20 protein-coding genes, 1 tRNA gene and 2 riboswitches are annotated in these 23,084 nt (G+C 71.0%); of the genes, 9 read left to right on the top strand and 12 right to left on the bottom strand.

Going from position 1 to position 23,084, the window contains the following annotated elements; genetic code table 11:
* Positions 1-40: 40 nt before the first annotated feature.
* The 4 genes from ACIBVQ_RS06125 to ACIBVQ_RS06110 form a co-directional block, all read right to left on the bottom strand.
* A complete protein-coding gene (locus ACIBVQ_RS06125; protein WP_399175963.1) occupies positions 41-2,542 on the bottom strand; it encodes an ABC transporter permease in 2,502 nt (833 codons plus the stop codon).
* Between the two features lie 2 nt (positions 2,543-2,544).
* Positions 2,545-3,315, bottom strand: a complete 771-nt coding sequence (locus ACIBVQ_RS06120; protein WP_352009592.1) for an ABC transporter ATP-binding protein — start codon at positions 3,313-3,315, stop codon at positions 2,545-2,547.
* Between the two features lie 220 nt (positions 3,316-3,535).
* On the bottom strand, positions 3,536-4,204 hold the full coding sequence (locus ACIBVQ_RS06115; protein WP_352009591.1) for a response regulator transcription factor: 669 nt from the start codon (positions 4,202-4,204) through the stop codon (positions 3,536-3,538).
* 58 nt (positions 4,205-4,262) lie between these two features.
* Positions 4,263-5,522 (bottom strand): sensor histidine kinase, encoded by a 1,260-nt coding sequence (locus tag ACIBVQ_RS06110; protein ID WP_399175960.1) that lies wholly within the window; start codon positions 5,520-5,522, stop codon positions 4,263-4,265.
* A 329-nt stretch (positions 5,523-5,851) separates the two neighbouring features.
* Here ACIBVQ_RS06110 and ACIBVQ_RS06105 point away from each other — a divergent pair, with 329 nt between their 5' ends.
* Both ACIBVQ_RS06105 and ACIBVQ_RS06100 read left to right on the top strand, forming a co-directional pair.
* Complete coding sequence (locus tag ACIBVQ_RS06105) at positions 5,852-6,463, top strand: SigE family RNA polymerase sigma factor (RefSeq protein ID WP_399175958.1); 612 nt, start codon at positions 5,852-5,854, stop codon at positions 6,461-6,463.
* A complete protein-coding gene (locus tag ACIBVQ_RS06100; protein ID WP_399175956.1) occupies positions 6,451-7,032 on the top strand; it encodes a hypothetical protein in 582 nt (193 codons plus the stop codon). Before ACIBVQ_RS06105 ends, ACIBVQ_RS06100 begins: the two co-directional genes overlap by 13 nt.
* A 175-nt stretch (positions 7,033-7,207) precedes the next feature.
* Here the strand turns inward: ACIBVQ_RS06100 and ACIBVQ_RS06095 are convergent.
* Both ACIBVQ_RS06095 and bcp read right to left on the bottom strand, forming a co-directional pair.
* Positions 7,208-7,281 (bottom strand) — tRNA-Leu (locus tag ACIBVQ_RS06095).
* Positions 7,282-7,823: 542 nt separating this feature from the next.
* Positions 7,824-8,288 carry a thioredoxin-dependent thiol peroxidase gene (bcp, locus tag ACIBVQ_RS06090; RefSeq protein WP_352009588.1) on the bottom strand — a complete coding sequence of 155 codons (465 nt, stop codon included), beginning with the start codon at positions 8,286-8,288 and terminating at the stop codon, positions 7,824-7,826.
* 112 nt (positions 8,289-8,400) lie between these two features.
* Between bcp and ACIBVQ_RS06085 the strand changes: the two genes are divergently transcribed.
* Complete coding sequence (locus ACIBVQ_RS06085; RefSeq protein ID WP_352009587.1) at positions 8,401-8,739, top strand: DUF3618 domain-containing protein; 339 nt, start codon at positions 8,401-8,403, stop codon at positions 8,737-8,739.
* Positions 8,740-8,754: 15 nt separating this feature from the next.
* Here the strand turns inward: ACIBVQ_RS06085 and ACIBVQ_RS06080 are convergent, their stop codons facing one another.
* The gene (locus ACIBVQ_RS06080; protein ID WP_362909791.1) at positions 8,755-9,948 is read right to left on the bottom strand and encodes an amino acid deaminase/aldolase; all 1,194 of its coding nucleotides are present in this window, start codon (positions 9,946-9,948) and stop codon (positions 8,755-8,757) included.
* Between the two features lie 151 nt (positions 9,949-10,099).
* On the opposite strand from ACIBVQ_RS06080, the gene ACIBVQ_RS06075 reads away from it, so the two are divergent.
* The gene (locus tag ACIBVQ_RS06075) at positions 10,100-10,717 is read left to right on the top strand and encodes a DUF6286 domain-containing protein (RefSeq protein ID WP_352009585.1); all 618 of its coding nucleotides are present in this window, start codon (positions 10,100-10,102) and stop codon (positions 10,715-10,717) included.
* A gap of 188 nt (positions 10,718-10,905) precedes the next feature.
* Here the strand turns inward: ACIBVQ_RS06075 and ACIBVQ_RS06070 are convergent, their stop codons facing one another.
* The 4 genes from ACIBVQ_RS06070 to gcvT all read right to left on the bottom strand — a co-directional run bounded on the left by ACIBVQ_RS06070 (position 10,906) and on the right by gcvT (position 15,790).
* On the bottom strand, positions 10,906-12,741 hold the full coding sequence (locus tag ACIBVQ_RS06070) for a hypothetical protein (protein WP_399175953.1): 1,836 nt from the start codon (positions 12,739-12,741) through the stop codon (positions 10,906-10,908).
* A gap of 112 nt (positions 12,742-12,853) precedes the next feature.
* Entirely contained in the window at positions 12,854-14,230 is a 1,377-nt protein-coding gene (locus ACIBVQ_RS06065; RefSeq protein WP_352009583.1) for an L-serine ammonia-lyase, read from the bottom strand.
* 85 nt (positions 14,231-14,315) lie between these two features.
* On the bottom strand, positions 14,316-14,705 hold the full coding sequence (gene gcvH, locus ACIBVQ_RS06060) for a glycine cleavage system protein GcvH (RefSeq protein ID WP_352009582.1): 390 nt from the start codon (positions 14,703-14,705) through the stop codon (positions 14,316-14,318).
* Positions 14,702-15,790, bottom strand: a complete 1,089-nt coding sequence (gcvT, locus tag ACIBVQ_RS06055) for a glycine cleavage system aminomethyltransferase GcvT (protein ID WP_352009581.1) — start codon at positions 15,788-15,790, stop codon at positions 14,702-14,704. Before gcvT ends, gcvH begins: the two co-directional genes overlap by 4 nt.
* Before the next feature lie 41 nt (positions 15,791-15,831).
* Positions 15,832-15,916, bottom strand: a riboswitch (glycine riboswitch).
* A 2-nt stretch (positions 15,917-15,918) separates the two neighbouring features.
* A riboswitch (glycine riboswitch) is annotated at positions 15,919-16,017 on the bottom strand.
* A 139-nt stretch (positions 16,018-16,156) separates the two neighbouring features.
* Here gcvT and ACIBVQ_RS06050 point away from each other — a divergent pair.
* The 4 genes from ACIBVQ_RS06050 to ACIBVQ_RS06035 all read left to right on the top strand — a co-directional run bounded on the left by ACIBVQ_RS06050 (position 16,157) and on the right by ACIBVQ_RS06035 (position 19,276).
* Positions 16,157-16,909 carry a hypothetical protein gene (locus ACIBVQ_RS06050; RefSeq protein WP_352009580.1) on the top strand — a complete coding sequence of 251 codons (753 nt, stop codon included), beginning with the start codon at positions 16,157-16,159 and terminating at the stop codon, positions 16,907-16,909.
* A gap of 111 nt (positions 16,910-17,020) precedes the next feature.
* Positions 17,021-17,626 carry a TetR/AcrR family transcriptional regulator gene (locus ACIBVQ_RS06045; protein ID WP_362909785.1) on the top strand — a complete coding sequence of 202 codons (606 nt, stop codon included), beginning with the start codon at positions 17,021-17,023 and terminating at the stop codon, positions 17,624-17,626.
* Positions 17,623-18,462 carry an alpha/beta fold hydrolase gene (locus ACIBVQ_RS06040; protein ID WP_399175949.1) on the top strand — a complete coding sequence of 280 codons (840 nt, stop codon included), beginning with the start codon at positions 17,623-17,625 and terminating at the stop codon, positions 18,460-18,462. The genes ACIBVQ_RS06045 and ACIBVQ_RS06040 overlap by 4 nt, the downstream gene beginning before the upstream one ends.
* A gap of 76 nt (positions 18,463-18,538) precedes the next feature.
* Complete coding sequence (locus ACIBVQ_RS06035; protein WP_399175947.1) at positions 18,539-19,276, top strand: maleylpyruvate isomerase family mycothiol-dependent enzyme; 738 nt, start codon at positions 18,539-18,541, stop codon at positions 19,274-19,276.
* A gap of 15 nt (positions 19,277-19,291) precedes the next feature.
* Here the strand turns inward: ACIBVQ_RS06035 and ACIBVQ_RS06030 are convergent, their stop codons facing one another.
* The gene (locus tag ACIBVQ_RS06030) at positions 19,292-20,911 is read right to left on the bottom strand and encodes a High-affinity nickel-transporter (protein WP_399175945.1); all 1,620 of its coding nucleotides are present in this window, start codon (positions 20,909-20,911) and stop codon (positions 19,292-19,294) included.
* A gap of 384 nt (positions 20,912-21,295) precedes the next feature.
* On the opposite strand from ACIBVQ_RS06030, the gene ACIBVQ_RS06025 reads away from it, so the two are divergent.
* The gene (locus tag ACIBVQ_RS06025) at positions 21,296-23,047 is read left to right on the top strand and encodes an ABC transporter ATP-binding protein (protein WP_399175943.1); all 1,752 of its coding nucleotides are present in this window, start codon (positions 21,296-21,298) and stop codon (positions 23,045-23,047) included.
* Positions 23,048-23,084: the final 37 nt, after the last annotated feature.

The raw sequence follows: 23,084 nt of genomic DNA, 5'->3' as shown, positions 1-23,084 counted from the left end.
CGAAAGGGCCGGGGCACCCCGTAGGGCGCCCCGGCACCGGTCAGCCCGCGGCCAGGGCGTCCACGACCGAGGCCCGGGCGGCCTTACGGGCGGGCAGCACGGCGGCGAGCACGCCCGCCAGACCGGACAGCACCACGAACGCCAGGACCTGCGGCACGGGAACGGTGAACACGACGCCGGTCGTCGCGGTCCGTGCGGCGGCCCAGCCGAACACGACACCGAGCACCACCCCGACCAGCGCCCCGATGAGCCCCAGGATCAGGGCCTCGACCGAGAGCATCGCCCGCAGCTGGGACCGGGTCAGGCCCAGCGCCCGCAGCAGCGCCGACTCCCTGGTCCGCTCGTGGACCGAAAGGGACAGCGTGTTGGCGATCCCCAGCAGCGAGATCAGCACCGCCAGCCCGAGCAGCCCCGTGATGATCATCACGCTCATGTCGAGCGCCTCGTCGAACCCGCTCCTGACCTCCGTGGAGCTGGCCACCTTCGCCGTCGGGTACGGCTGCGCCGCCGCCTCGACCACCTTGCGCGTCACGTCGGGGGCGACCCCCTCCTTGGCGTTGACCAGGATCCGGCTGTCGTCGACCACGCCGAAGTAACGGTCGAAGTCGGCCGCGGGAACCGTCAGCTCCGCCAGGCCCGTCTGATCGGCGTCGAAGACCCCGACGACCGTGAGCTCGACCCGGCCCGCCTTCTTCGTGCGCAGCGGAAGCCGGTCGCCGACCGCGACCTTGAGGTTCTTGGCCACGTAGCCCGCCACCGCCACGGTCCCCGGCTTGAGCGCGCCGACCGACCCCGAGGTGAAGGCCGGGGCGAAGTCCCGGGTGGCGGCGAACGTTCCCGCCCGGTAGGTGGAGTCCTCGGCGCCGACCTTGGCGTCGGTCTGGCGGATCGCGACGACCGAGGTCAGCTCCGGCCTGGTCCGCAGGTTCTCCGCCAGGTCACGCGGCAGACGCGACTCGCGGTCCTGGGCCTGGACCATGTAGTCGACGGGGAACTGCTCGTCGAGCTTCTGGGAGTAGGTCAGCCGCAGCGTGCCGGTGAGCACCGAGATGAGCGTCATCAGCGTCACGCCGACGGTCAGCGCCACCGTCGTGGTCGCGGAACGTCGCGGGTTGCGCCCCGAGTTGTCCAGCGCGAGCCTGCCCGGCACCCCGAAGAGCCTGCCCGGCAGCCAGCCCACGAAGGCGCCCAGCGGCCTGACGATCACCGGTCCGAGGACCAGCACCGCGAAGAACACCAGCGCGCCGCCCGCCATCACGGTGAACAGCGCCGCCTGGCCGGGATCCATCGTCACCCCGACCACGGTGACCGCGACCCCGGCGACCAGGAACAACGCCGCCACGATCACCCGCACGACCCCCGCCCTGAAGGTGTGCTCCTCCACCTGGGCGCGCAGCGCGGCGATCGGCGCGACCCGCGTCGCCGAACGCGCGGGCAGCAGGGCCGCCCCGACCGTGACGACCATGCCGACCGCCACGGCCAGCGCCACGGTGAACGGCGTCAGGGTCGCGGTCGCCTCGGGCAGCGGGGCACCGGAGGTACGCAGCACCACCATCGCCCCCGCGCCCATGCCGTACCCGAGCAGCAGGCCGAGCAGCGACGACATCAGGCCGACCACCGCCGACTCCAGCAGGACGGAGCCGAACACCTGCCCGCGCGTCGCGCCGATGCAGCGCAGCAACGCCATCTCCCGGGTCCGCTGGGCGACGAGGATGTTGAAGGTGTTGTAGATGACCAGCGCCGCGACGAACATCGCCACCAGGCCGAACAGCAACAGACCCATCGTGAGGAACTGGCTGTCGGCGCCGTTGGCCTTGACCATGTCGTCGGCGTACCGCTTGCCGGTCTTCACCTCGTAGCCGGCCCCGAGGGCCTTGACGACCGCGGCGCGCGCGTCCTCCTGGGAGACCCCCTCGGCCGCCGCGACGTCGATCTCCCGGTAGCCCTTCTCACCGGTCATCGCCCTGGCCGTCTCGGTGACGAAGCCGACCGCGCCGGTGTAGGCCAGCTCCTGGTCGAGGCCGACGTCGAACAGCCCGACCAGCGTGAACTCGTGACTGACGTTCTTGGAGTCGAGCACCGCGACGGTTTCGCCGACCTTGAACCCCCGCGTCTTGGCGGTGTTCTTGTCGAGCACGGCCTGCGTCGCGGTGCTCGGCGCCGAACCGCTGACGATGGAGGTACGGCTCAGCGGCCCCTGGACGATGGAGACCCCCGAGGTCGGGTAGTCACCGGCGGCCTTGCCGTCCTTGCCGATCAGCGCGGAGGTACCCCGTACGAGACCCTGGGCCTCGGCGACACCGCCGACGGCGCGGACCTTCTCCAGCACGGCCTGGGAAAGGTCCGCCTTGTCGGGGGCGGGAAGCACGGCGACGTCGATCTTGTCGGCCGCCGCGCCGAACTTCTGGGTGAAACCGGCCTGCATGGTGTCGGTGAGCACGAACGTGCCCGCGATGAAGCCGACCCCGAGCGCGATGGCCAGCGAGGTGAGCAGCAGCCGCAGCTTGCGTGCCCTGAGCCCGGCGAAGGTCGTCTTGAGCACCTTCAGGCCTCCAGCTTCATCAGCGTGTCCAGCACGCTCTGCGGGGTCGGCTGGAACAGCTCACTGACCAGCAGGCCGTCCCGCAGGAAGATCACCCGGTCGGCGTAGGACGCCGCGACCGGGTCGTGGGTGACCATCACGATCGTCTGGTTCAGCTCACGCACCGACGTGCGCAGGAACGACAGCACCTCGGCGCCGCTGCGCGAGTCCAGGTTGCCGGTCGGCTCGTCGGCGAAGATGACCTGCGGCTTGCTGATCAGGGCGCGGGCGACCGCCACCCGCTGCTGCTGGCCGCCGGACAACTCGCTGGGCCTGTGCCCGAGCCGCTCCCGCAGGCCGACGGTCTCCACGACCCGGTCGAACAGGACCTGGTCCGCCTGCCTTCCGGCGATCTCCAGCGGAAGCCTGATGTTCTGCTCGGCGGTCAGCGTCGGCAGCAGGTTGAACGCCTGGAAGATGAACCCGATCCGCTCGCGGCGCAGCAGCGTCAGCCGTTTGTCGTCGAGACCCGTCAGCTCGACCTCGCCGATGTGCACCTGCCCGTGGGTGACGGTGTCCAGACCGGCCAGGCAGTGCATCAGCGTCGACTTGCCGGACCCGGAGGGCCCCATGATCGCGGTGAAGGCGCCCGTCGCGAAGGAGACGTCCACTCCCCGGAGGGCCTCCACGGCCGCGTCTCCCTGGCCGTAGACCTTGGTCAGGCCCCTGGCCACCACGGCCGCCGCCGTGTCCCTGCGCGCGTGCCCCGCGCCGACCTCTCCGGTGATGGTCACGTCTCTGTCTCCTTGCCAAAAGCGTGTCTTGCGAACTGGAAGAACGCTATTGGCGCAGGACAGGGCCGTTCATCGGCCTGCGGGACAGAGTCGGTCTCCGCCGAAGGAGGCTTGTTCCCGGGCGGCTACGACCCGTGACGTAGTCCCCGTATCGGCCATTCGGACGAGCCGGGGGCCTGGCTCGCGGGGCCGGCCCGTGAAAGACCTTGCCGGGAAGGGCTCACGAATCCGTCGAATGCGGCGTCACAAGCCCGGACTCGTAGGCGTAGACCACCACCTGGGCCCGGTCCCGCAACCCCAGTTTCGCCAGCACCCTGCCCAGATGCGTCTTGACCGTGGCCTCCGCCAGGTCGAGCCGCTCGGCGATCTCCCCGTTGGACAGACCGCGGGCGACCAGCACCAGCACCTCCCGCTCCCGCGCCGTCAGACCGCCGAACACCGTCGGCTCCGCCGTACCCGGCGAGGGAAGATGCACGGCGAAACGCTCCAGCAGCCGCCTGGTCGTGCTCGGCGCGACGACCGCGTCCCCGCTGTGCACCGAATGGATGGCGCTGACCAGGTCGGAAGGCGGCACGTCCTTCAGCAGGAACCCGGAGGCCCCCGCCTTCAACGCCGCGAACGCGTAGTCGTCCAGATCGAACGTCGTCAGGATCAGCACCCGCGGCCCGTCCTCGGCGGCGCGGATCAGACGGGTCGCCTCGACGCCGTCCATCACCGGCATCCGCACGTCCATCAGCACCACGTCGACACCGCCGCCTCCGGCCACCTCGACCGCCGCCGCCCCGTCACCCACCTCGGCGACGACCTCGATGTCCGGCTGGGCGTTCAGCACCATGCGGAACCCGGCCCTCAGAAGCGCCTGGTCGTCCACCAGCATCACGCGAATCACCGGCCACCCACCTTCCCACCGGGAAACCGCTCCCCGGCACCCTTCCGTCCGGCCCCCCTCACGCGGCCCTGCTCCTGCCCATCTCGCCGATCGGCAACCGCGCCGTCACCCGGAACCCGCCACCGGGGCGCGGACCCGCCTCGACGCTCCCGCCGAACATCGCCGCCCGCTCCCGCATGCCGACCAGGCCGTGCCCGTCCACACTTCGCGGCGCCGCCGCGCCCCGCCCGTCGTCGGTCACCCGGACCAGCAGCTCACGCGGACCGTACTCCATCTCGACCACCGCGCTGCTGCCGGGGCCGCCGTGCTTGAGCGTGTTGGTCAGGGCCTCCTGGACGATCCGGTAGACCGTCAACTGCTCCCCCTCGGGCAGACCCTGGGCCGGGCCGGTGACCCGCAACTCGACAGGCACCCCCGAGGCGCACACCTGGGCCACCAGGTCGTCCAGCTGCGACAGGCTCGGCTGCGGAGCGTACTCCTCGGCCCTGCCCTGCCCGGCGGAACCCTTCTCGGCGGAACCCGCCCCGGACACGCCGTCGGTGCGCAGCACGCCGACCATCCTGCGCATCTCGGCCAGCGCCTGCCTGCCCGTGTACGAGATGGCCCGCATGGCCTCCCTGGCCTGCTCGGGATCGTTGTCGATCGCGTACCCCGCGCCGTCCGCCTGAACGATGATCACACTCACGTTGTGCGCGACCACGTCGTGCAGCTCACGGGCGATCCTGGTCCGCTCGGCCGCGGCGGCCAGCCGTACCTGCTGGTCACGCTCATGTTCGGCCCGTACGGCCCGCTCCTCAAGGCTCAGCAGATAACGGCGGCGGGTGTTGGCGTAGATGCCCGCGATCCAGATCGCCACCACGAACACGGAGAGGCTGGCCCAGCTCACGAAATCCGGATATGTCACGAGCCGCCCGAAGGAAAGGGCCAGCCCCAGCTCCGCCACCAGGCCCGCGGCGACCGCCCAGCGCAACAGGCGCCGCGCGGCCACGGCGTACATGGCGATCAGCACGGACACGTTGAACGCCAGCGGATCGACCCCGGCGAGCCACTGAAGGAAACTCCCCAGCGAGACGGCCGCGAAGACCCCGAGAGGATGCCGCCGCAGCCACAACAGCGGAACCGAGACCATCAGCCCGAAGACCAGGATCGCCCACGGCCCCGTCACGACCCCCGGCCACGGCACACTCCTCGCCCCCGAACCCGTCAGGCTCGCGACGAACCACCCGTTCGCCACCGAGATCGCGGCGAAAGGCACCAGCCAGAGAGCATCCACGGCACCGGGATGCCGACGGCTCCAGTCGAGTAATCTGCCGAACACGTCACCACGATACGTATACGCAGATCAATGCCCTTCCCCCTCAGGGCGGAACCGCGCCTACGACCCAGGTCGCACCTCCAAAGCCCTTACACCCCTCTTACGCCCCTTCGGGCACCATGGTTTTCGGGAGCACCCTCCGGGGTGAGTAAAGGGAGAGATTGTTTGTGATGGCGGATCACAACAATGCCGGGCCGCGCGATGAAGAGGACGCATCGCGCGGCCCGTCGTCATTCCCGGCCCCTCACTGACCGACCCCTCTCAACCTTTTCCCACCGGCCCGGTATCTGAGAAAGAAGAGGGCGGGCCGGGAGGGAAACGTGGAAACAGGCGTGGAAAGCGTGGAGGAACACTTCCGCGACTTCGTCACCTCACGCTGGCAGGCCATGCTCCGCACCGCCTACCTGCTGACCGGAGACCACGGCAGAGCCGAGGACCTGCTCCAGACCGCGCTGGTCAGGACCCACAGACGCTGGAACAGGATCGACGACCCCGAGCTCTACACCCGCCGGGTGCTCGCCAACCTCAACATCTCCTGGTGGCGGCGAAGACGGATCACCGAACACCTCACCGGCACCGTCCCGGAGACAGCCGTCCAGGACCCGCACACCGGCTACGAAACCCGCGACGCGCTCTGGACGGCGATGCTGACCCTTCCCCCCAGAATGCGCGCCGTACTCGTCCTGCGTTATTTCGAGGACCTGCCGGAGGCCGAGGTCGCCAGAACACTCGGCTGCTCCCTCGGCACGGTCAAAAGCCAGGCCTCACGCGGCCTGGAACGGCTCAGAGGACACCCCGGGATCACCGGCGACCCCGGCGCCCGCGTCCTCTACGCCGGGGACAGGGCAGGACACCGCGTCATCGTGGCGGTCTCCCCGAAGAACCCCGCCATGGGCGGCACGGTCATCCTGTACGGCACGGCGGGAACCCCGTGGAGGCTCTGAGAGCCGACCCGCAACCCCCGAACATGACGGGCAGGGACGGCATCGCCTGGATCTCCGCAGACCCCGACCACACCCTCATCGTGCTCGGCCCCCCGCGGACGACCGCGGTGAAGATCTCCCCCTCCGTCACCTACCGCTCCGACGGCACCCCGACACGCCGCACCCGCACCCTCCGGACGGACGACGGCCTGATCCTGACCCCCGTCCCCGACGCCGCACCCGGCCACGTCGCCATCAAGATCCGGCTGGGAGAACGCTTCGGAGAACCCGCGCCACTCGGCTGGCCCACATCCCAGCACGAGGACCCCGCCTTCCGCCCCGACCTGACCAGGGCAGCCGCGGCCGCCGAAGGCCACGTCGACCGGGAACAGGCTCAGGGACTGCTGTGGGGACTCGGCGCCCTGGTCACCGGCACAGGACTGGCCCTCTTCTCACCCCCCGGCCTGTCCAGGGAACGGCTGCGCGCGTGCGGCTACCGTGTCCTGGGGGCCGGAGGGAAGGTCCTCCACCGGGGAGGACTCGACATCGGCGATCTCCACACGGCCGTTCTGGGAGGGAGCGACTGGTGAGGGGAGGCCGTCGGCGGAGACGCGGAGCAGGCGGAGGGCCTCGCGGAGGGCGGCGGATCGGGAGGGGGCCCTGCCCTGGGTGACGTAGGCCTCGACGAAGGCGGCGTCCTGAGGGGCCAGGGTGACGCTGACGGTCACCGGGATGAACGCCTGCGTTTCGTTTTCCGTTTTATTGTGGGGCCGATGGGATTCGAACCCATACTGCGCGCCACCTAAAGACGCTGCCTCCTGCCGTTGGGCTACGGCCCCTTTGTTTTTTCCCGCGAAGTTCTCTGTCTGAGAGTGGCAGTTCGGGCAGAGAAATCGCAAGTTGTTTATTCTGTTGTCGAGCCAGTCGCCGTTGAGATGGTCGACGTGCAACGTGAGGGGCTCGCCCTCCCAGGTGCCCCCGATCTTACAGGCACCGCACCGGTAGGGCACCCCGGCTTCCTGGAGTGCGCGGCGGAGCATCGGGGGCTTGGTCCTGAGGGAGCCGGGCGGACGGACCAGGAGGACCTCCTCGGGAGGCAGGCGTCTGGGGGAGCGCCGTCCGCGGTGATGCGCCCGGCCGCGGAAGTGTGAGGTGTCGATGCCGAGGCGTTTCAGTTGGCGGCTGATGTGCGCGTGGTTTCCGCCCGCGATCGTGATGCCGAGGCGGCGCAGGACGTCGGTGACGCTGAGAGAGGCGGCCGCGGCCTCGGCCAGCATTTCGGGGGTGTATTTGTACTTCGCCGGCATGCCCCGAGGTTACGGAAGGAGACCGACAATTCCTGGGGCATGCGCCAATCACATTAAATGGCGAAAAAAGGGGATCAGTCCACGCCGAGTTCGCGGCGGAGGCGGGCCACGTGACCGGTCGCCTTCACGTTGTAGAGGGCCTTCTCGATCTTCCCGTCCGCGTCGATGACGAAGGTCGAGCGCAGCACGCCCACGGTGGTCCTGCCGTACATCGTCTTCTCGCCGTAGGCGCCGTAGGCCTGGTGGACCTCCAGGCCGGGGTCGGACAGCAGGGGGAAGGTCAGGGCGTCGTGCTCGACGAACTTGGCGAGCTTGGCCGGGGTGTCCTTGGACACACCGAGTACGGCGAAGCCCGCGGCGGCCAGGGATTCGAGGCTGTCGCGGAAGTCGCAGGCCTGCTTGGTGCACCCGGGGGTCATCGCGGCGGGGTAGAAGTAGAGGATCACACGTTTGCCGCGGTAGGCGTCGAGGGAGACGGTGCCGCCGTCGGCGGCGGGGAGCGCGAAGTCCGGGGCGGCGTCGCCGGGCTCTAGTTTCATGGGTTTCCTCCGTGGACTCGTTCCCGGGTCAACTTACCGGCCTGCCCGAAGTGCCGCGGGCGGACCGGACCTGACAGACTGATCAATGTCAAGGGTGACGAGAGGAGATCCGATGGCGGACACCGATCCCGCGGAGCTTGAGCGGAGAATCGAGCGGACCCGTGCGGAGTTGGCCAAGACGGTTGACGCCATCGCCGACCGGGTGAGCCCGAAGAACGTCGCGCGCAGGACCGTCGCCAAGGCCGAGACGAGCGCGAGGCAGTTCCTGGTCTCGGTCGGAGACAGGGTGGGGGACGTGGTCGGGGTCACGCCGCGTCCGGTCAAGCCGGGGGACGAGCCGCAGGGCCTGTGGGCCGAGGAGGAGCCGAGCCTGGCGCCGGTGCTGATCGGCGTGGGCGCCGTGCTGGCGGTCACCGCGGTGGTCATGCTGTGGCGGCGCCGTCGCCGTTGAGGCGGGCGGGCCGGGTCAGAGGAAGGTGCGGCCCTCACCGCGGTAGGTGGGGACGGTCTCGACGACCTCCTCGCCCTCGATCAGGTGCAGGGCGGTGAATCGTTCGCACAGTTCGCCGGCCTTGGCGTGCCGGAACCAGACGCGGTCACCGGTTCTCAGGTCGTGTGCGGCGGGGCCGAGGAGCGGGGTCTGGACCTCGCCTGCGCCCTCACCGGGGGCGTAGCGCAGGCCGTGGGGCAGGTAGGGGTGGGGGAGGCGGTCTCGTCCCGGGGGACCTGAGGCGTGGTAGCCGCCGCCCAGGACGGTGACGACGCCGGGGGCGGGGCGGCGGACGACGGGCAGGGCGAACATGGCGGCGGGGCGTCCGGTGAAGCCGCGGTAGAAGTCGAACAGGCGAGGGTGGAAGAAGCCGGATCCCGCGGCGACCTCGGTGACGGCCTTCTCCCTGGCGGTCAGGTCGATGCTGCCCGTGCCCCCGCCGTTGACGAACTCCAGGTCGGCCACCTGGGCGACGGCCTGGACGACGCGGCCTCTGCGGACGAGGAGTTCGCGGCGGGAGCGGGCCTGCATGAGGCGGACGGCCCGGGTGAGGGCGGGGTTGCCCGGCTGGTCGTCGCCGACTCCGGCGATCTGGGCCTCGTAGGCCATCACGCCGACCAGGCGGAAGCCGGGGCGTTTGGCGATGGTGGCCGCCAGGTCGGCCGCCTGGTCGGGCCTGCGTACCGGGGAGCGGTGCGCTCCGGCCCTGAATCTGCCGCGGAAGGCCACGAACCCCGCATCGATGTCGAGACATGTGCGGATCTCGTGGCGATGGGGGAGGCCGCCGATCGCGGCGTCCACGAGGTTCAGGTGATCGGCGCTGTCAACCATCAGCGTGATCTCCCGCGCCGCCACGGGGTCGGCGGCCAACTCGGCCAGCGCGGTCCTGTCGGCGGTGGGGTAGGCGACGAGCACGTCCCGCAGGCCGGTCGAGACCAGCCAGAGGGCCTCGGGCAGGGTGAAGGCCATGATTCCGGCGAAGCCGTCCATGGCGAGGATCCGTTCGAGCAGGGGCCTGGAGCGGATGGACTTGCTGGCGACCCTGATCGGTTTGCCGCCCGCCCGCCGGGCCATGGCGGAGGCGTTCGAGCGCAGGGCTTCCAGGTCCAGCACGGCGAACGGAGGATCCAGGTGCGCTGTCGCCCGGTCGTAGCGCTGACGGTCGTCCATGCCCGCAGAATAGCCGTAAAACGACTAATATGAGCAGTGTTCATGTTGAGATGCCGGCGGTAAATTCTCCGGCCAGGGCGACTCCGGGATCGTGAAAGTCGCCGCTTCACCCCCGCGTGACGACTCCGGGACGCGTAGACCTGTCCAGGTGATGAGCACTCTCCAGGACATCATGGCGGGGACGGGCGGAACCACGGCGGGGGAGCACCTGCACGCCGTCCGGCGCAGATCGGTACGGCTGCTGCGGCCTGAGCGCAATCCGGCGGGCCTGGTGGCCGCCGTACTGGTCTCGGCGGCGCTCTCGGCCGCGGCCTGTGTGACGGCGGGGCTGACGATGGGCTCCCCGATGGGGCGGGTGCCGTACCGCAGGGTCGCCGAGGGGATCGGGGCGGCCAGGTGGTCCGACCCCGCGGTCTTCGCCGTGGCGCTGGCGGTGACGGCGGCCGGGATCGTGCTGTTCGCCCTGGCCGTGCTGCCGGGCAAGACCCGGTTGGTGCCGCTGGAGTCCGCGGACTCCCGGATGGTGATCGGCCTGACCAGGGCGGGGCTTCGCCGTACGCTGCGGGCGGCGGCGGAGTCGGTCGACGGGGTCGGGCGGGCCCGGGTACGGCTCGGCTCGCGTGACATCGAGGTCACCGTGTTCACCGACGCCGACCGGACGGGCCACCTGCTGCGTCAGGTGGGCATCGTCGTGGGCGACCGGCTGACGGCCCTGGGCGCGATGTGCGCGCGAGAGATCGTCGTACGGCTGTGCAGGAGGGGAGCCTGATGCGGGCCTACCTGGACAACAGGGTCGGCCTGGCCCTCACAGGGGTGACGCTGACCGGGGCGGGGATGTACGCCTGCCTGCGGGGGCAGGGGAAGCTCTCCTCCCAGCCACGCGACGACCGGATCATGAGCCGGGGGCTGCCCTCCTACCTGGAGCAGCACGCGTGGCTGGGATGGCTGGTGGCGTTGCTACTGGTGGTGCTGGCGCTGCTGTCGATCAGGTGGCTGCTGCGCGCCCTGGGCTGGGGACGGGTGGGGCGCCGTAGCGCCACCGGTACGGCCATGCTGGGGGTCGCGGTTAAAGAAATCGAAGGGCTCGTCCGAGTTGGCGTCAGGCACGCGAAGGACGATCGTCTGCGCGTCGCGATCACCTGCGGGCCGGCCACCGACGTCGGCAGGCTCGTCGCGCGGCTGAACAAGGACGCGGTCTCCAAGGTCCGCAGGACGATAGGGGACGAGAACCTCGGCGCCTGGGTCAGGCTGCACGTCCGGGGCCGCTGACCCCGCCGGTCCCGGTGCCGCCGGTTCCGGGACGGCGGGGGCGGCGGGGGCGGCGGGGGCACGGTCCCGTACGGCGAAGGCGAGTCCCGCGGCCAGGCAGGCGAACGGGACGGCCGGGACCACGTAGCGGTGGTCGAAGGCCGCGATGAAGGGCGGCAGGGCCAGCAGTACGGCCCCCGCCGCCCACGGCAGCAGCACGACCCCGCCGAGCCGCCGCCAGTTGCGCAGCACCCCGGCCAGTCCGACCAGCACGATCACGGCGAGGACCGGGCCGCGCAGGAAGCCGTTCTCCTGGTAGAGGCGCAGCCAGCCCGCGTACGGCTCGACGAGACGGGTCTCGCCGGAGGCGCCCTGGTAGGCGACGGTCAGCTCCTCGGCGGTCCTGCCCTGGGAGGCGGCGCCGGTGGGGAAGGGCCTGGCGACGGCGGGGAAGACGTAGGCGCTCTGCGGGCCGGGGGTCGGGTAGACCCTGCGTTCCCAGTCGAAGACATGGGCCACGTCGGTGAGGCCCGCGGTGAGGAAGTCGAGCGGCTGCGCCCTGATGGCCTGGGCCGCGAAGGCGCCCGCGAGCCTGTCACGCTCGGCCCAGGTTCCCTTGACCTTGTTCAGGGGAGAGGAGGCGTCCCAGATGTAGACGGGCGGGGCCTTGCGCTCGGCGACGGGGACGGTCGGGCACAGTGCGGCCTCGGGACCGGCGGGTTTGATCCTGGCGCAGTCGGCGAAGGTCATGGTGCGCGCCCAGAGGAAGGCGTTTCCCCTGGTCAGGCCGTAGTTGCCGTACTCGGAGGCGAACCAGGCCGCGTAGCCGCCCAGGCCGATCGCGCAGGCCAGCGCGGTGGCCGTGACCGCCCGCCATCCGGACCGTCCGATCACCATGCACACCAGCACCACGAGGGCCAGCGGCAGCCCGATCGTCCTGGTCACGGTCGCCGCCGCGAGCAGGAGCCCGGCGAGCAGCGCCGCCCACGCAGGCGGGCGCCGCCGCCACATCACCAGCGTGACCGCCGCGACCACGAGGAACTCCATCGGCAGGTCCGCCATGACGAGGTGTTCGAGCTGGACCTGGTGGACGTCGAGCAGCACGGGGAGCGTGATCAGCGTCGCCCCCCACCCCGGCAGCCCTCCCCGGCGGCGCAGCAGGAGGTAGACGCACAACGCCGTGGCGAGCCCGAGCAGGTGCTGGATCACCACGACCGCCTGGACGCTGGACAGCGGGCGCAGCGCCCACAACAGCAGGGAGTAGCCGGAGGGCCGGGACTCCATCGGCCGGGGGTCGAGTCCGGCGCCGAGGTAGACGAAGGAGTCGGCCCAGAACCACAGCGTGGGCCGGTAACCGAGCACGGCCAGCGCGCGCACCCCGATCCCGGCGAGCAGGGCCAGCGCGAAGAACCAGTGAGAGCCACGGGAACCACGGGAGCCCGGGGAGCCGCTGTGGTCACGGTGGTCGCCGGGGAGGGCGGACGCGCGGTGGCGGGCCCGGCCTCCCGGACGTGTCTTCTCCGGCTGTGAGACCTCCGTCGGCACGACGTCCTCCCGACTCTCGGTGACAGCGGCACCCAGCATAGGGGCGCTACGGCGAGTGGCCGGGTGAGATGTCAAAGTTCGTGGAGTTTGGCGTGTTTGCCGGGAGGCCGGGTCAGCATTCGATGACGTTCACCGCCAGGCCGCCCCTGCTCGTCTCCTTGTACTTGTCGAGCATGTCGCGGCCGGTGTCGCGCATCGTCTTGATCGCCTTGTCCAGGGAGACGAAGTGGCGGCCGTCGCCGCGCAGCGCGATCCTGGCCGCGGTGATGGCCTTGATCGAGGCCACCGCGTTGCGCTCGATGCACGGGATCTGCACCAGGCCGCCGATCGGGTCGCAGGTCAGCCCCAGGTTGTGCTCGATGCCGATCTCGGCGGCGTTCTCCACCTGCTCGGGGGTGCCGCCGAGCGCCTCGGTCAGCCCGGCCGCCGCCATCGAGCAGGCGGAGCCGACCTCGCCCTGGCAGCCGACCTCGGCGCCGGAGATGGAGGCGTTCTCCTTGAACAGCACGCCGATCGCCCCCGCGGTGAGCAGGAAGCGCACCACCCCGTCGTCGTCGGAGTTCGGGACGAACCGGTCGTAGTAGGTGAGCACGGCCGGGACGATGCCCGCCGCGCCGTTCGTCGGCGCCGTGACGACCCGCCCGCCCGCGGCGTTCTCCTCGTTCACCGCGAGGGCGAACAGCGAGACCCAGTCCATCGCGTGCAGCGGGTCCTTCTCCGCGGCCTCGCTCTGCAGCCTCCGGTGGAGCTGGTGGGCTCTGCGCCTGACCTTCAGGCCGCCGGGCAGCACGCCCTCCTTGGCGATGCCGCGCCCGACGCACTCGCTCATGACGCGCCACAGATTCAGCAGCCGGTCGCGGATCTCCCGCTCGGACAGGCCGAAGGCCTTCTCGTTCTCCAGCATCAGCCCCGAGACGGAAAGACCCGTCTCCGTGCAGTGGCCGAGCAGCTCGGCCGCCGTGGTGAAGGGGTACGGCAGGACGGTGTCGTCCGGTTTGATGCGGTCGGCGCCGGTGGCGTTCTCGTCGACCACGAAGCCGCCGCCGACCGAGTAGTAGACCTTCTCCCGCAGGACGTCGCCGGTCTCCCCGAAGGCGGTGAACCGCATGCCGTTCGGGTGGTGCGGCAGGGAGATCTTGCGTTCGAAGACGAGATGCTCACCGACCACGAACGGGATCTCGCGGGAGCCGTACAACCGGATCGTTCCCGAGGCGCGCATGGCGGCCAGCCGTTCGTCGACGGTGTCGACGTCGACGAGTTCGGGTTTGTCGCCGGTCAGGCCGAGAAGGACGGCCTTGTCGCTGCCGTGGCCCTTGCCGGTCAGGCCGAGTGAGCCGTAGAGGATGACCTCGACCCGGGTGGTCTTGTCGAGCAGGCCGTCGTGGTCGAGCCCTCTGGCGAACCTGTGGGCGGCGGCCATCGGGCCGCCGGTGTGCGAGCTGGACGGGCCGATACCGATCTTGAAGAGGTCGAAGACGCTGATCGCCATTGATCTGCCCTGCCTTTGCGCTGTCCCGCGGTCGTGATCACGCGCGCCGGTGGACGCGCGTGATCACGACGCAAGATTAGATATTTCAGGATTCGCCCGAAGTGAGTGCCGTGTACTCCTCGGGGGACAGCAGGTCCTCCGGGTCACCCTCAAGCCGGACGCGGAACAGCCAGCCGTCGCCATAGGGGTCACTGTTGACCAGCGAGGGGTCGTCGACGACGGCCTCGTTGACCTCGACGACCTCACCGCCGACCGGCGCGAAGATGTCGCTCACCGACTTGGTCGACTCGACCTCGCCGACCGCCTCACCTGCGGTGAGCGAGGAACCGGCCTCGGGCAACTGGACGAAGACCACGTCACCGAGGGCGTTGGCGGCGTAGGCGGTGATGCCGACGGTCAGGGTCAGGCCGTCGTCTATGCCCGAGATCCACTCGTGCTCCTTGGTGTAGTGCAGCTCCTCGGGAATGTCACTCACTTTTTCCTCCTGTAGAAAGGCAGCTCAACGACCTCGACCGGCTCGTGACTGCCCCGGATGTCCACGGCCAGTCCAGCGGACGTTCCGTTGTCCACGTAGGCCATGGCGATCGGCCTGCCCAGGGTCTGGGAAGGCGCTCCGCTGGTCACCTCTCCGACGACGACGCCGTCGCCGGAGACCACCGGATACCCGTGGCGGGGCACCCTGCGGCCGGTCGCGATCAGTCCCACCAGGCGGCGGGCCGGGGGGACGTCCTTGAGCGGCTCAAGGGCGGCCCTGCCGACGAAGTCGCCTGGTTTGTCAAACCTCACCACACGGCCGAGCCCCGCGTCGAACGGGGTGAGATCAGCGGAGAGCTCGTTGCCGTACAGCGGCATCCCCGCCTCAAGACGGAGGGTGTCACGCGCCGAAAGCCCGGCGGGCAGCAGGCCGTACGGCTCGCCCGCCTTGGTGAGCGCGGCCCACAGCGGCTCGGCGTCGTCGGCGGCGACGAACAGCTCGAAGCCGTCCTCGCCGGTGTAGCCGGTGCGGGCGACGAGGGCGGAGAGCCCGGCGACGGTCGCGGGAAGGCCCGCGTAGTACTTCAGGCCGTCGAGGTCGGCGTCGGTGAGCCCGCCCAGGATCTCGCGGGAGCGCGGCCCCTGTACCGCGACCAGCGCGTACTGCTCGGAGCGGTCCTCGACCGCGGCCTCGAAGGCCCCGGCGCGCTCGGTCAGCTCGGCGGCGACCCGGGGGTAGTTGGAGGCGTTGGCGACGACCATGAACTCCTGGTCGGCCAGGCGGTAGACGATCAGGTCGTCGAGTACGCCGCCCTGGGGATCGACGATCATCGTGTAGCGGGCGCGTCCCGGCTCAAGGGCGGAGATGTGACCGACGAGCGCGTAGTCGAGGGCCTCGCCTGCCTGCGGGCCCGTCACGAAGATCTCTCCCATGTGGGAGAGGTCGAACAGGCCGGCCGCCTGGCGGACCGCGTTGTGCTCGGCGGACTCGCTTCCGTAGCGCAGCGGCATCAGCCAGCCCGCGAAGTCGGTCAGCGTCGCGCCGAGGGCCTCGTGAACACCGCGCAGCGGCGTGGGTCGGGACATGTTCGCACCTCAGACAGGGGTCGGATGAGAAGCATCCTCCCCCTCTGTCATGGATGCCTGAGAGCTTCGCCCGATTTTTGCCGGACTTTCACCTTCGGCGAGGCCGTACGGCCTGCTTTCCAGAGGCACCTACCCACGCGGTCCTTTGCCTTGAGAGGTTTGCGGGGAGGGCTTGCTCCTTCAGGGGTCCTGGCCTGGATGTCAGGACGCTCTCCCGCGCGGGCTCGTCGGTGTCCCGGCCAGCCTAACCGTAGGCGAGGGCCGAGCGAAATCCCCGGGTCGGGACAGAGTGTCCGGTTAGGCGTGATCATGACGGCTCTCGCATAACCTGAAGGTGCAGTGGGGGATTTGTTCCAACATCGAATCGTGGAAACAGGACGGCTACCGCTCTTCTGTTTCTTCGTCGCGCTGATCGTCGCCTTCGTCTTCACCCGCATCAACGTCCGGCTCATCCGCGCCAAGATCGGCTGGTTCGGCAACGTCAGCGTCGGCGACATGCACATCCACCATGTGGTGTTCGGCGTGGTGCTGACGATGCTCGGCGGGGTCTCCGGCCTGCTCGTCTCCGGCGTGTCCCAGGGGTGGTACGCCCTGACCGCGGCCGTCTTCGGGGTGGGCGCCGCCCTCATCCTGGACGAGTTCGCGCTGATCCTGCACCTGCACGACGTCTACTGGGAGGAGGAGGGCCGCACGTCGGTCGACGCGGTGTTCATCGCGATCGCCGTCACCGGTCTGCTCCTGCTCGGCCTGCGCCCGCTGGGCTGGGAGCGGCCGGACGGCACGCCGCAGGGGACGTGGCTGGCGGTCGGCTTCCTCGTGCTCAATCTCATGCTCGCCGTGGTCACCCTGCTGAAGGGGAAGATCTGGACGGGCATGGTCGGTCTGTTCGTCCCGCTGCTGCTGATCGTCGGGGCGCTGCGGCTGGCCCGGCCCGGCTCCCCCTGGGCCCACTGGTTCTTCGCCCCGGGCTCCCGAAGGCCGAGGCCCTGGAAGCTGGCCAGGGCGCAGCGCCGTGAGGAGCGCTGGCGTCGCCCGGCCATCAAGGTCAAGATCGCCTTCCAGGAGTTCGTCTCCGGCCGTCACGACCTGCCCTCCTCCCGCCTGCGGCCACGCCGCTGACCTCGGTGAACCGCCGTGCCGTACTGTCGCGCGCCCGGTGAAACTAATCTCATTAGACAGAAATTAATGGGATTAGTTACAGTCTAGGGAATCTAGGAGAGAGGGGCGCGTATGGCGCGGGCCGGGTTGACGACGGATCGGGTGACGCTCGCCGGTGCCGAACTGGCCGACGAGGTCGGGTTCGACCGGCTGACCATGTCGGCGGTGGCACGACGGCTCGGGGTGAAGGACGCCAGCCTCTACGCGCACGTTCGCGGCCTTGAGGACCTGCGCGGCCGGATCGCCCTGCTGGCGGCCGACGAGAAGAGCGTCCGCATCGCGGAGGCCACCGCGGGGCTGGCGGGCAGGGACGCGCTGGTCGCGTACGCGACCGCCTACCGGGACTACGCCCGCGAACACCCGGGCCGCTACATGGCGACGCAGATCCCCACGGAGATCGACCCCGAGCTCCTGGCCGCGGCGCGCGGGCCGCGGCGCGCGATCGAGCTGACCTACGGCATGTTGCGCGCCTACGCCCTCGGGGAGCCCGACCTGACCGACGCGGTACGGCTGCTGCGCAGCATGCTGCACGGCTTCATCAGCCTTGAGGCGGCGGGCGGGTTCGCGCACTCGCGCCCGGCCGAGGAGTCGTGGTCACGCTGCCTCGACGCCCTGCACACCCTCCTGGAGCGCTGGCCCGCCGATCACGAACCACACGGTGAAGGAAAGAGGACATGACCGAGATGACCACCGGACGCCTGCGTGTGGACGGCGCCGAGCTGTACTACGAGGTGCGGGGGCGCGGGCCGCTCCTGCTGCTGATCCCCGGCGGCACCGGCGGCGCCGCCTCCTTCGAGGAGATCGTCGACGACCTGGCCGCCGACCGCACGGTCGTCACCTACGACCCGCGCGGCCTGTCCAACAGCCCGCTGGACGACCCGGCGGCGCCTCAGCGGGTGGAACAGCACGCCGAGGACGCCCTCGGGCTGATCGACCTGCTGTCCCCCGGGAAGCCCGTCAGCGTGGTGGGCTGCAGCTCGGGGGCGATCGTCGCGATGCGCCTGCTCACCGCCCACCCCGGGCGGGTCGCACGTGTCGTGGCGCACGAGCCGCCGCTGGCCGAGGTGCTGCCGGACGCCGCCGAGCACCGCGCGATGCTCGCCCGTGTCCGGGAGGCCTTCGACCGGGAGGGGTCGATGGCCGCGGCGACCGTGCTCGCGGCCGGTCTCAGGCGCCCGGGGGAGAGCGCCGGCGCGCGGCCCGCCGCCGAGCTGTCCCCCAGGGCGGCCGCGCGCGTCGAACGGTCGATGGCCGACGCCCCCTACTTCATCGGGCGTGTCATCCCGAGCTTCATGGCCCACGTCCCGGACGTGGACCGGCTGCGGGCCCTGTCGGACCGGCTCGTGCTCGCGGCCGGGGCGGACTCCCACGGCGAACTGCCCTACCGTCCCGCGGCCCTCCTGGCGGAGCGGTTCGGCACGGAGCTGGTCCACTTCCCCGGCGGGCACACGGGGCTCAGCACCCACCCCGCCGAGTTCGGGAAGCTGCTTCGCGAGGTGCTCGACGCCCGGTGACGCCGGGGCGCGGCGCCCACCGGCCGAGCGGGAAACAGGGAGAAGACCGTCGGGGCCGTACGGCATGATGCCGCCCATGGATCACACTCGCTATCTCGACCTGATCCGCGCCGACGGTGATCTCCTGCTCGCGGCCGCGGAGCGGGGGCTGGACGCCCGGGTGCCGTCGTGCCCCGGCTGGACCGGCCGTGACCTGCTCCACCACGTCGGAGGGGTCTACGACCACAAGGTCCTGTGCATGCGGCTCGGGCGTGACCCGCAGAAGGCCGAGCGGGCGCCGCTGCCCGGCGACGCCGCGCTCAGGGACTGGTTCCTCTCCCAGCGTGAGACGCTGCTCGACCAGCTCGTCATGCGCGGGCCGGGCGCGCCCTCCCACACCTGGTTCCCGCCGGACCAGACGATCGGCTTCTGGTACCGCAGGATGGCCCACGAGACGGTCGTCCACCGGATCGACGCCGAGTTGATCGACGGGGGGCCGACCCCGGTCGACCCCGAGCCGGCGGCCGACGGCGTCGACGAGCTGCTCGGTTTCATCACCCACGACTTCGGCGGCAGGCCCGAACGGGAGCAGGGCGTCGGCCGTACGGTCGTGCTGGGCTGCGGGGACCGGGAGTGGGCGCTGACGCTGCGCGCGGACCGCGCGGTGTGGGCGAAGGAGGGGGCGACGCCGGACGCACGGATCGACGGCGAGCCGGAGGACCTCCTGCTCCACCTGTGGAACCGGCGCGGGGCGGGCGGCAACTCCCTCAGGAGCTCCGGTGACGTGGACGCGCTCGCCGGGCTGTGGGCGCGCCTGCAGGAGGAGACCCAGTAGGCGGTCCGGGGTCGTTCACGCGGCGCCGATGAGGCTCCGCACGGTCAGGCCGAGACCGAGCAGCATGACGGCCACGGCGGTGCCGATCGGCAGGAGCGAGGACAGGCGGCTCGCCACGCCGTTTCCCCCGGCCGCCAGGCGGCCGAGACGCCCGGCGAGTTTGACCAGCAGCAGCCCGGTGAGGGTGAGCGTGCCCGCCATGCCGAGGCCGTACGCCAGGATCAGCGCGATCCCGAACCATGTGCGGCCGAGGCCGATCGCGCCCAGCAGGACGACGAGCGCCGAGGGGCTGGGCACCAGCCCTCCGGCCACCCCCAGGCCGACCAGCCCGCGCCGGGAGCGGGGCGTCGGCTCGCGGGGGAGGTCCTCATCGGCCCGCCGTTCGAGGACGGCGACCGGCGCGTACCCGTGGGCCGCACCGCCGGGGACCTCCCGGACGGGGGAGCGCCGGGGAACGAGGGGAGCACGGCCGTGGGTGTGGCCGTGCCCGTGACCGTGGGCGGGGGCCTCGCCGGTGCGGTGGGCATGCCAGGCGGAGCGCAGCAGCCCGGCCCCGACCAGGGTGATCAGCAGACCGCTGACCAGGCCGAGCCAGGCGAGCACCGCCTCGCCGGTGAGCGCGGACAGGACGGTCAGCAGCAGACCGGCCACCAGGACGCCGACGGTGTGGGTCACGGTGACGGTCGCGCCGACGATCAGCGCGTCACGCGGGCGTCCCCGTCTGCCCGCCAGGTAGGCGGCCATGATGGTCTTGCCGTGTCCCGGGATGAGGGCGTGCCCGGCGCCCAGCGCGACGGCCATGAGCACCGAGAGCAGCACGAGCGGCGCGGTCGGCGAGTCGGTGCCGACCAGGCCGGTGAAGGTGTGGTCGAGCCAGGCCGTCACACCGCCGAGCGGACCGCCGGAAAGCCCGGACAGGTCGGACGGCCCGGGCGTCGGGGACGGCACGGCCGCCGAGGGACCTGTCTCCGGGGTGACGCTCAACCGCGCGGTCCGCTGGTCGAGCGGGGCGGCCAGCAGGTCGTCCGGGTAGGACCGCAGCCGTCCGCTGACACTCGTCCCGGGAACGGAGGACCGGCTCAGGCGCAGACCGCCGGAGGCGACCGCGGTGATCTCCCGCCAGCCGGTCCGGTCGGGCAGGTAGTCGTCGCTGAAGTCGACCGTCCCCCGGGCGCGGACGTCGGCGGTCAGGTCGCACGTCAGGCGGCTGGTCCGCAGGCCGCCCTGCCCCCGGGCGTACCGCAGGCCGCTCCCGGCGACACGCCAGGTGACGGGGGAGCCGTTGACGGTCAGCCGCTGTGCCCCGGCGAGCGCGGCGCAGCGGGCGGCGCCGTAGGCCGCCAGTTCGGCGGCGGAGACCCTGCCCGAGCCGTCGGTGTCCATCTCGGTCATGGCCTGGAGGGTGGGCAGCTCGGCGCTGTCGACGACCGCCGTGTTCTCGATCCGGTCGGGGGTGATCCGCAGGCCGTCGTAGTGGTTGACGGTGAGGTCCCCCAGCGGATGCGCGGCGGCGGGCGGGGCGGAGGCGGGGAACATCGCGACCGCCAGGCAGGAGAGGACGAACAGGAGCCCTCCACGACGCCGTTCCCGCGCGCCGTACCGGCCCGCGGGCGGTGGGACCTGTGCCGATGTCATGCAACCTCCCGAGGCTCACGGACGCGGACGGGGCTCCGTCGTGCCGGCGAACGTTCGATCTCGGCGTCGGCGGCCTGCGGTGCCCCGGGGAGTGCCCGGCCCGCCGGTGGCCGCCTGGTCGCCGCTGGAATGCTTCCGGCTCCGGGTGGCTCTTTCGTGCGGCGGCACGGCGGAAAGAGCAGAAAATTCATGGATTTTTCCCTTGGGGAGACCGAAGAGGGCATCCCTCCCCGGGTGTCCCGCTTCTCTTACGTCAACCATGGTTGACATGCCGATCGCGTCAACCTATGTTGACGGAATCGACTTTCGTCTACGAAACCGGCCGTGCCGCTCGAAAGGGGCGTGTGCGCAGTAGATATGAAGCACGTCGGTCGGGGGCCGGTCATGTCATCTCAAAGGAGACGGGAATTGTCAGAGACCGCGTCGTGGCGCCCGCTGTTCGCCTACATCAGGCCACACCGTTCCGCCCTGCTGCTCGGCGGCGCGCTCAGCCTGGTCGGCTCGCTCGCCGGCCTGGCCATGCCCCTGCTCGCCAAGACGGTCATCGACGCCTTCGGCGCGAACCGGTCCCTGGCCGGGCCGGTGCTCGGCCTGACGGTCGCGGTCGTCGTGGGCGCGGTCGTCGGCGCGCTGGGCAGATACGTGCTCGAACGCATGGGGGAGGGAGTGGTCTTCGCCGCCAGGCGGGGCCTGGTCGGACGCATCCTCAGGTTGCGGGTCTCCGAGGTCGACCGTCTCAAACCGGGCGACCTGCTGTCCCGGGTGACCTCGGACACCACACTGCTGCGCGCGGTGTTCACCGAGGGCGTCGTCGAGATGGTCAGCGCGCTGTTCATGCTGGTCGGCGCCATCGTGATGATGGCGGTCATGGACGGGCTGCTGCTGGTGGTCACCCTGGTGGTCCTGGCCGTGGTCGGCTCGCTGGTCGGCCTGGTCATGCCGCGCATCCGGCGCGCCTCCACCCAGGCGCAGGTCGCGGTCGGCGAGATGGGCGCGGTGCTGGACCGGGTGCTGCAGGCCTTCCGCACGGTCAAGGCCAGCGGCGCGGAGGAACGCGAGATCGCCACCGTGGACGCCGCGGCCCGCGAGGCGCGTGACAGGGGGGTCGCCGTCGCCTGGTGGACCTCGATCGCGGGCATCTCCACCTGGGTGGCCGCCCAGCTCGCCTTCGTCGCGGTGCTCGGCGTCGGCGGCGCGCGGGTCGCCTCGGGTGCGCTCGCGGTCTCCTCGCTGGTCGCCTTCCTGCTCTACCTCTTCTACCTGGTCTCCCCGATCGGCCAGCTCGTGCACGGTTTCACCCAGATGCAGAACGGCCTGGCCGCGGTCAGGCGGATCAGGGAGATCGAGGAACTCCCCGCGGAGGAGATCGGGACCCCGGCGGGCGTCTCCGGCACGACTCCCGCCGGGGTGGGCTTCCGGGACGTGGTCTTCCGCTACGGCGAGGACCGGCCGGTCGTGCACGGCGGCGTCTCCTTCGAGATCCCGGCGCGCGGCCTGACCGCCCTGGTCGGCCCGTCGGGGGCGGGCAAGTCCACGGTCTTCGCCCTGCTGGAGCGCTTCTACGAGCAGCAGTCGGGGACGATCACCGTCGACGGCCGTGACGTGCGGGACTGGCCGCTGCCCGAGCTGCGGGCCGTCCTCGGCTACGTCGAGCAGGACGCGCCCGTGCTGGACGGCACGCTGCGGGAGAACCTCGTCTTCGCCGCCCCCGGGGTCGACGAGACCGACGTCCGGCGGGTGCTCTCGCTGACCAGGCTCGACGACCTGGTCGCCCGGCTCCCCGAGGGTCTGGAGACCCAGGTCGGCCATCGCGGGATCATGCTCTCCGGTGGGGAGCGTCAGCGGGTCGCCATCGCCAGGGCCCTGCTGCGCAGGCCCAGGGTGCTCCTGCTCGACGAGGCGACCTCCCAGCTCGACGCGGTCAACGAGATGCGGCTGCGCGAGGTGATCGCCGAGGTGGCGAAGGAGACGACCGTGCTGGTGATCGCCCACCGCCTGTCCACGGTGACCAGCGCCGACCGGATCGTGGTCATGGAGGGCGGGGTCGTACGGGCGATCGGCACCCACGGGGAGCTGCTCGACGACGACGACCTCTACCGCGAGCTGGCCGCGACCCAGTTCCTGCTGCCGACCTGAGGGAGACGGCCGCCGGAGTCGAACTGATCTCCCGGGT

Origin of the sequence: Streptosporangium sp. NPDC049376 (genome assembly GCF_044466505.1) — a bacterium.
Lineage (GTDB): Bacteria > Actinomycetota > Actinomycetes > Streptosporangiales > Streptosporangiaceae > Streptosporangium.
The sequence above is the reverse complement of the archived record's forward strand: the minus strand, read 5'-3'. Positions and strand labels throughout refer to the sequence as shown.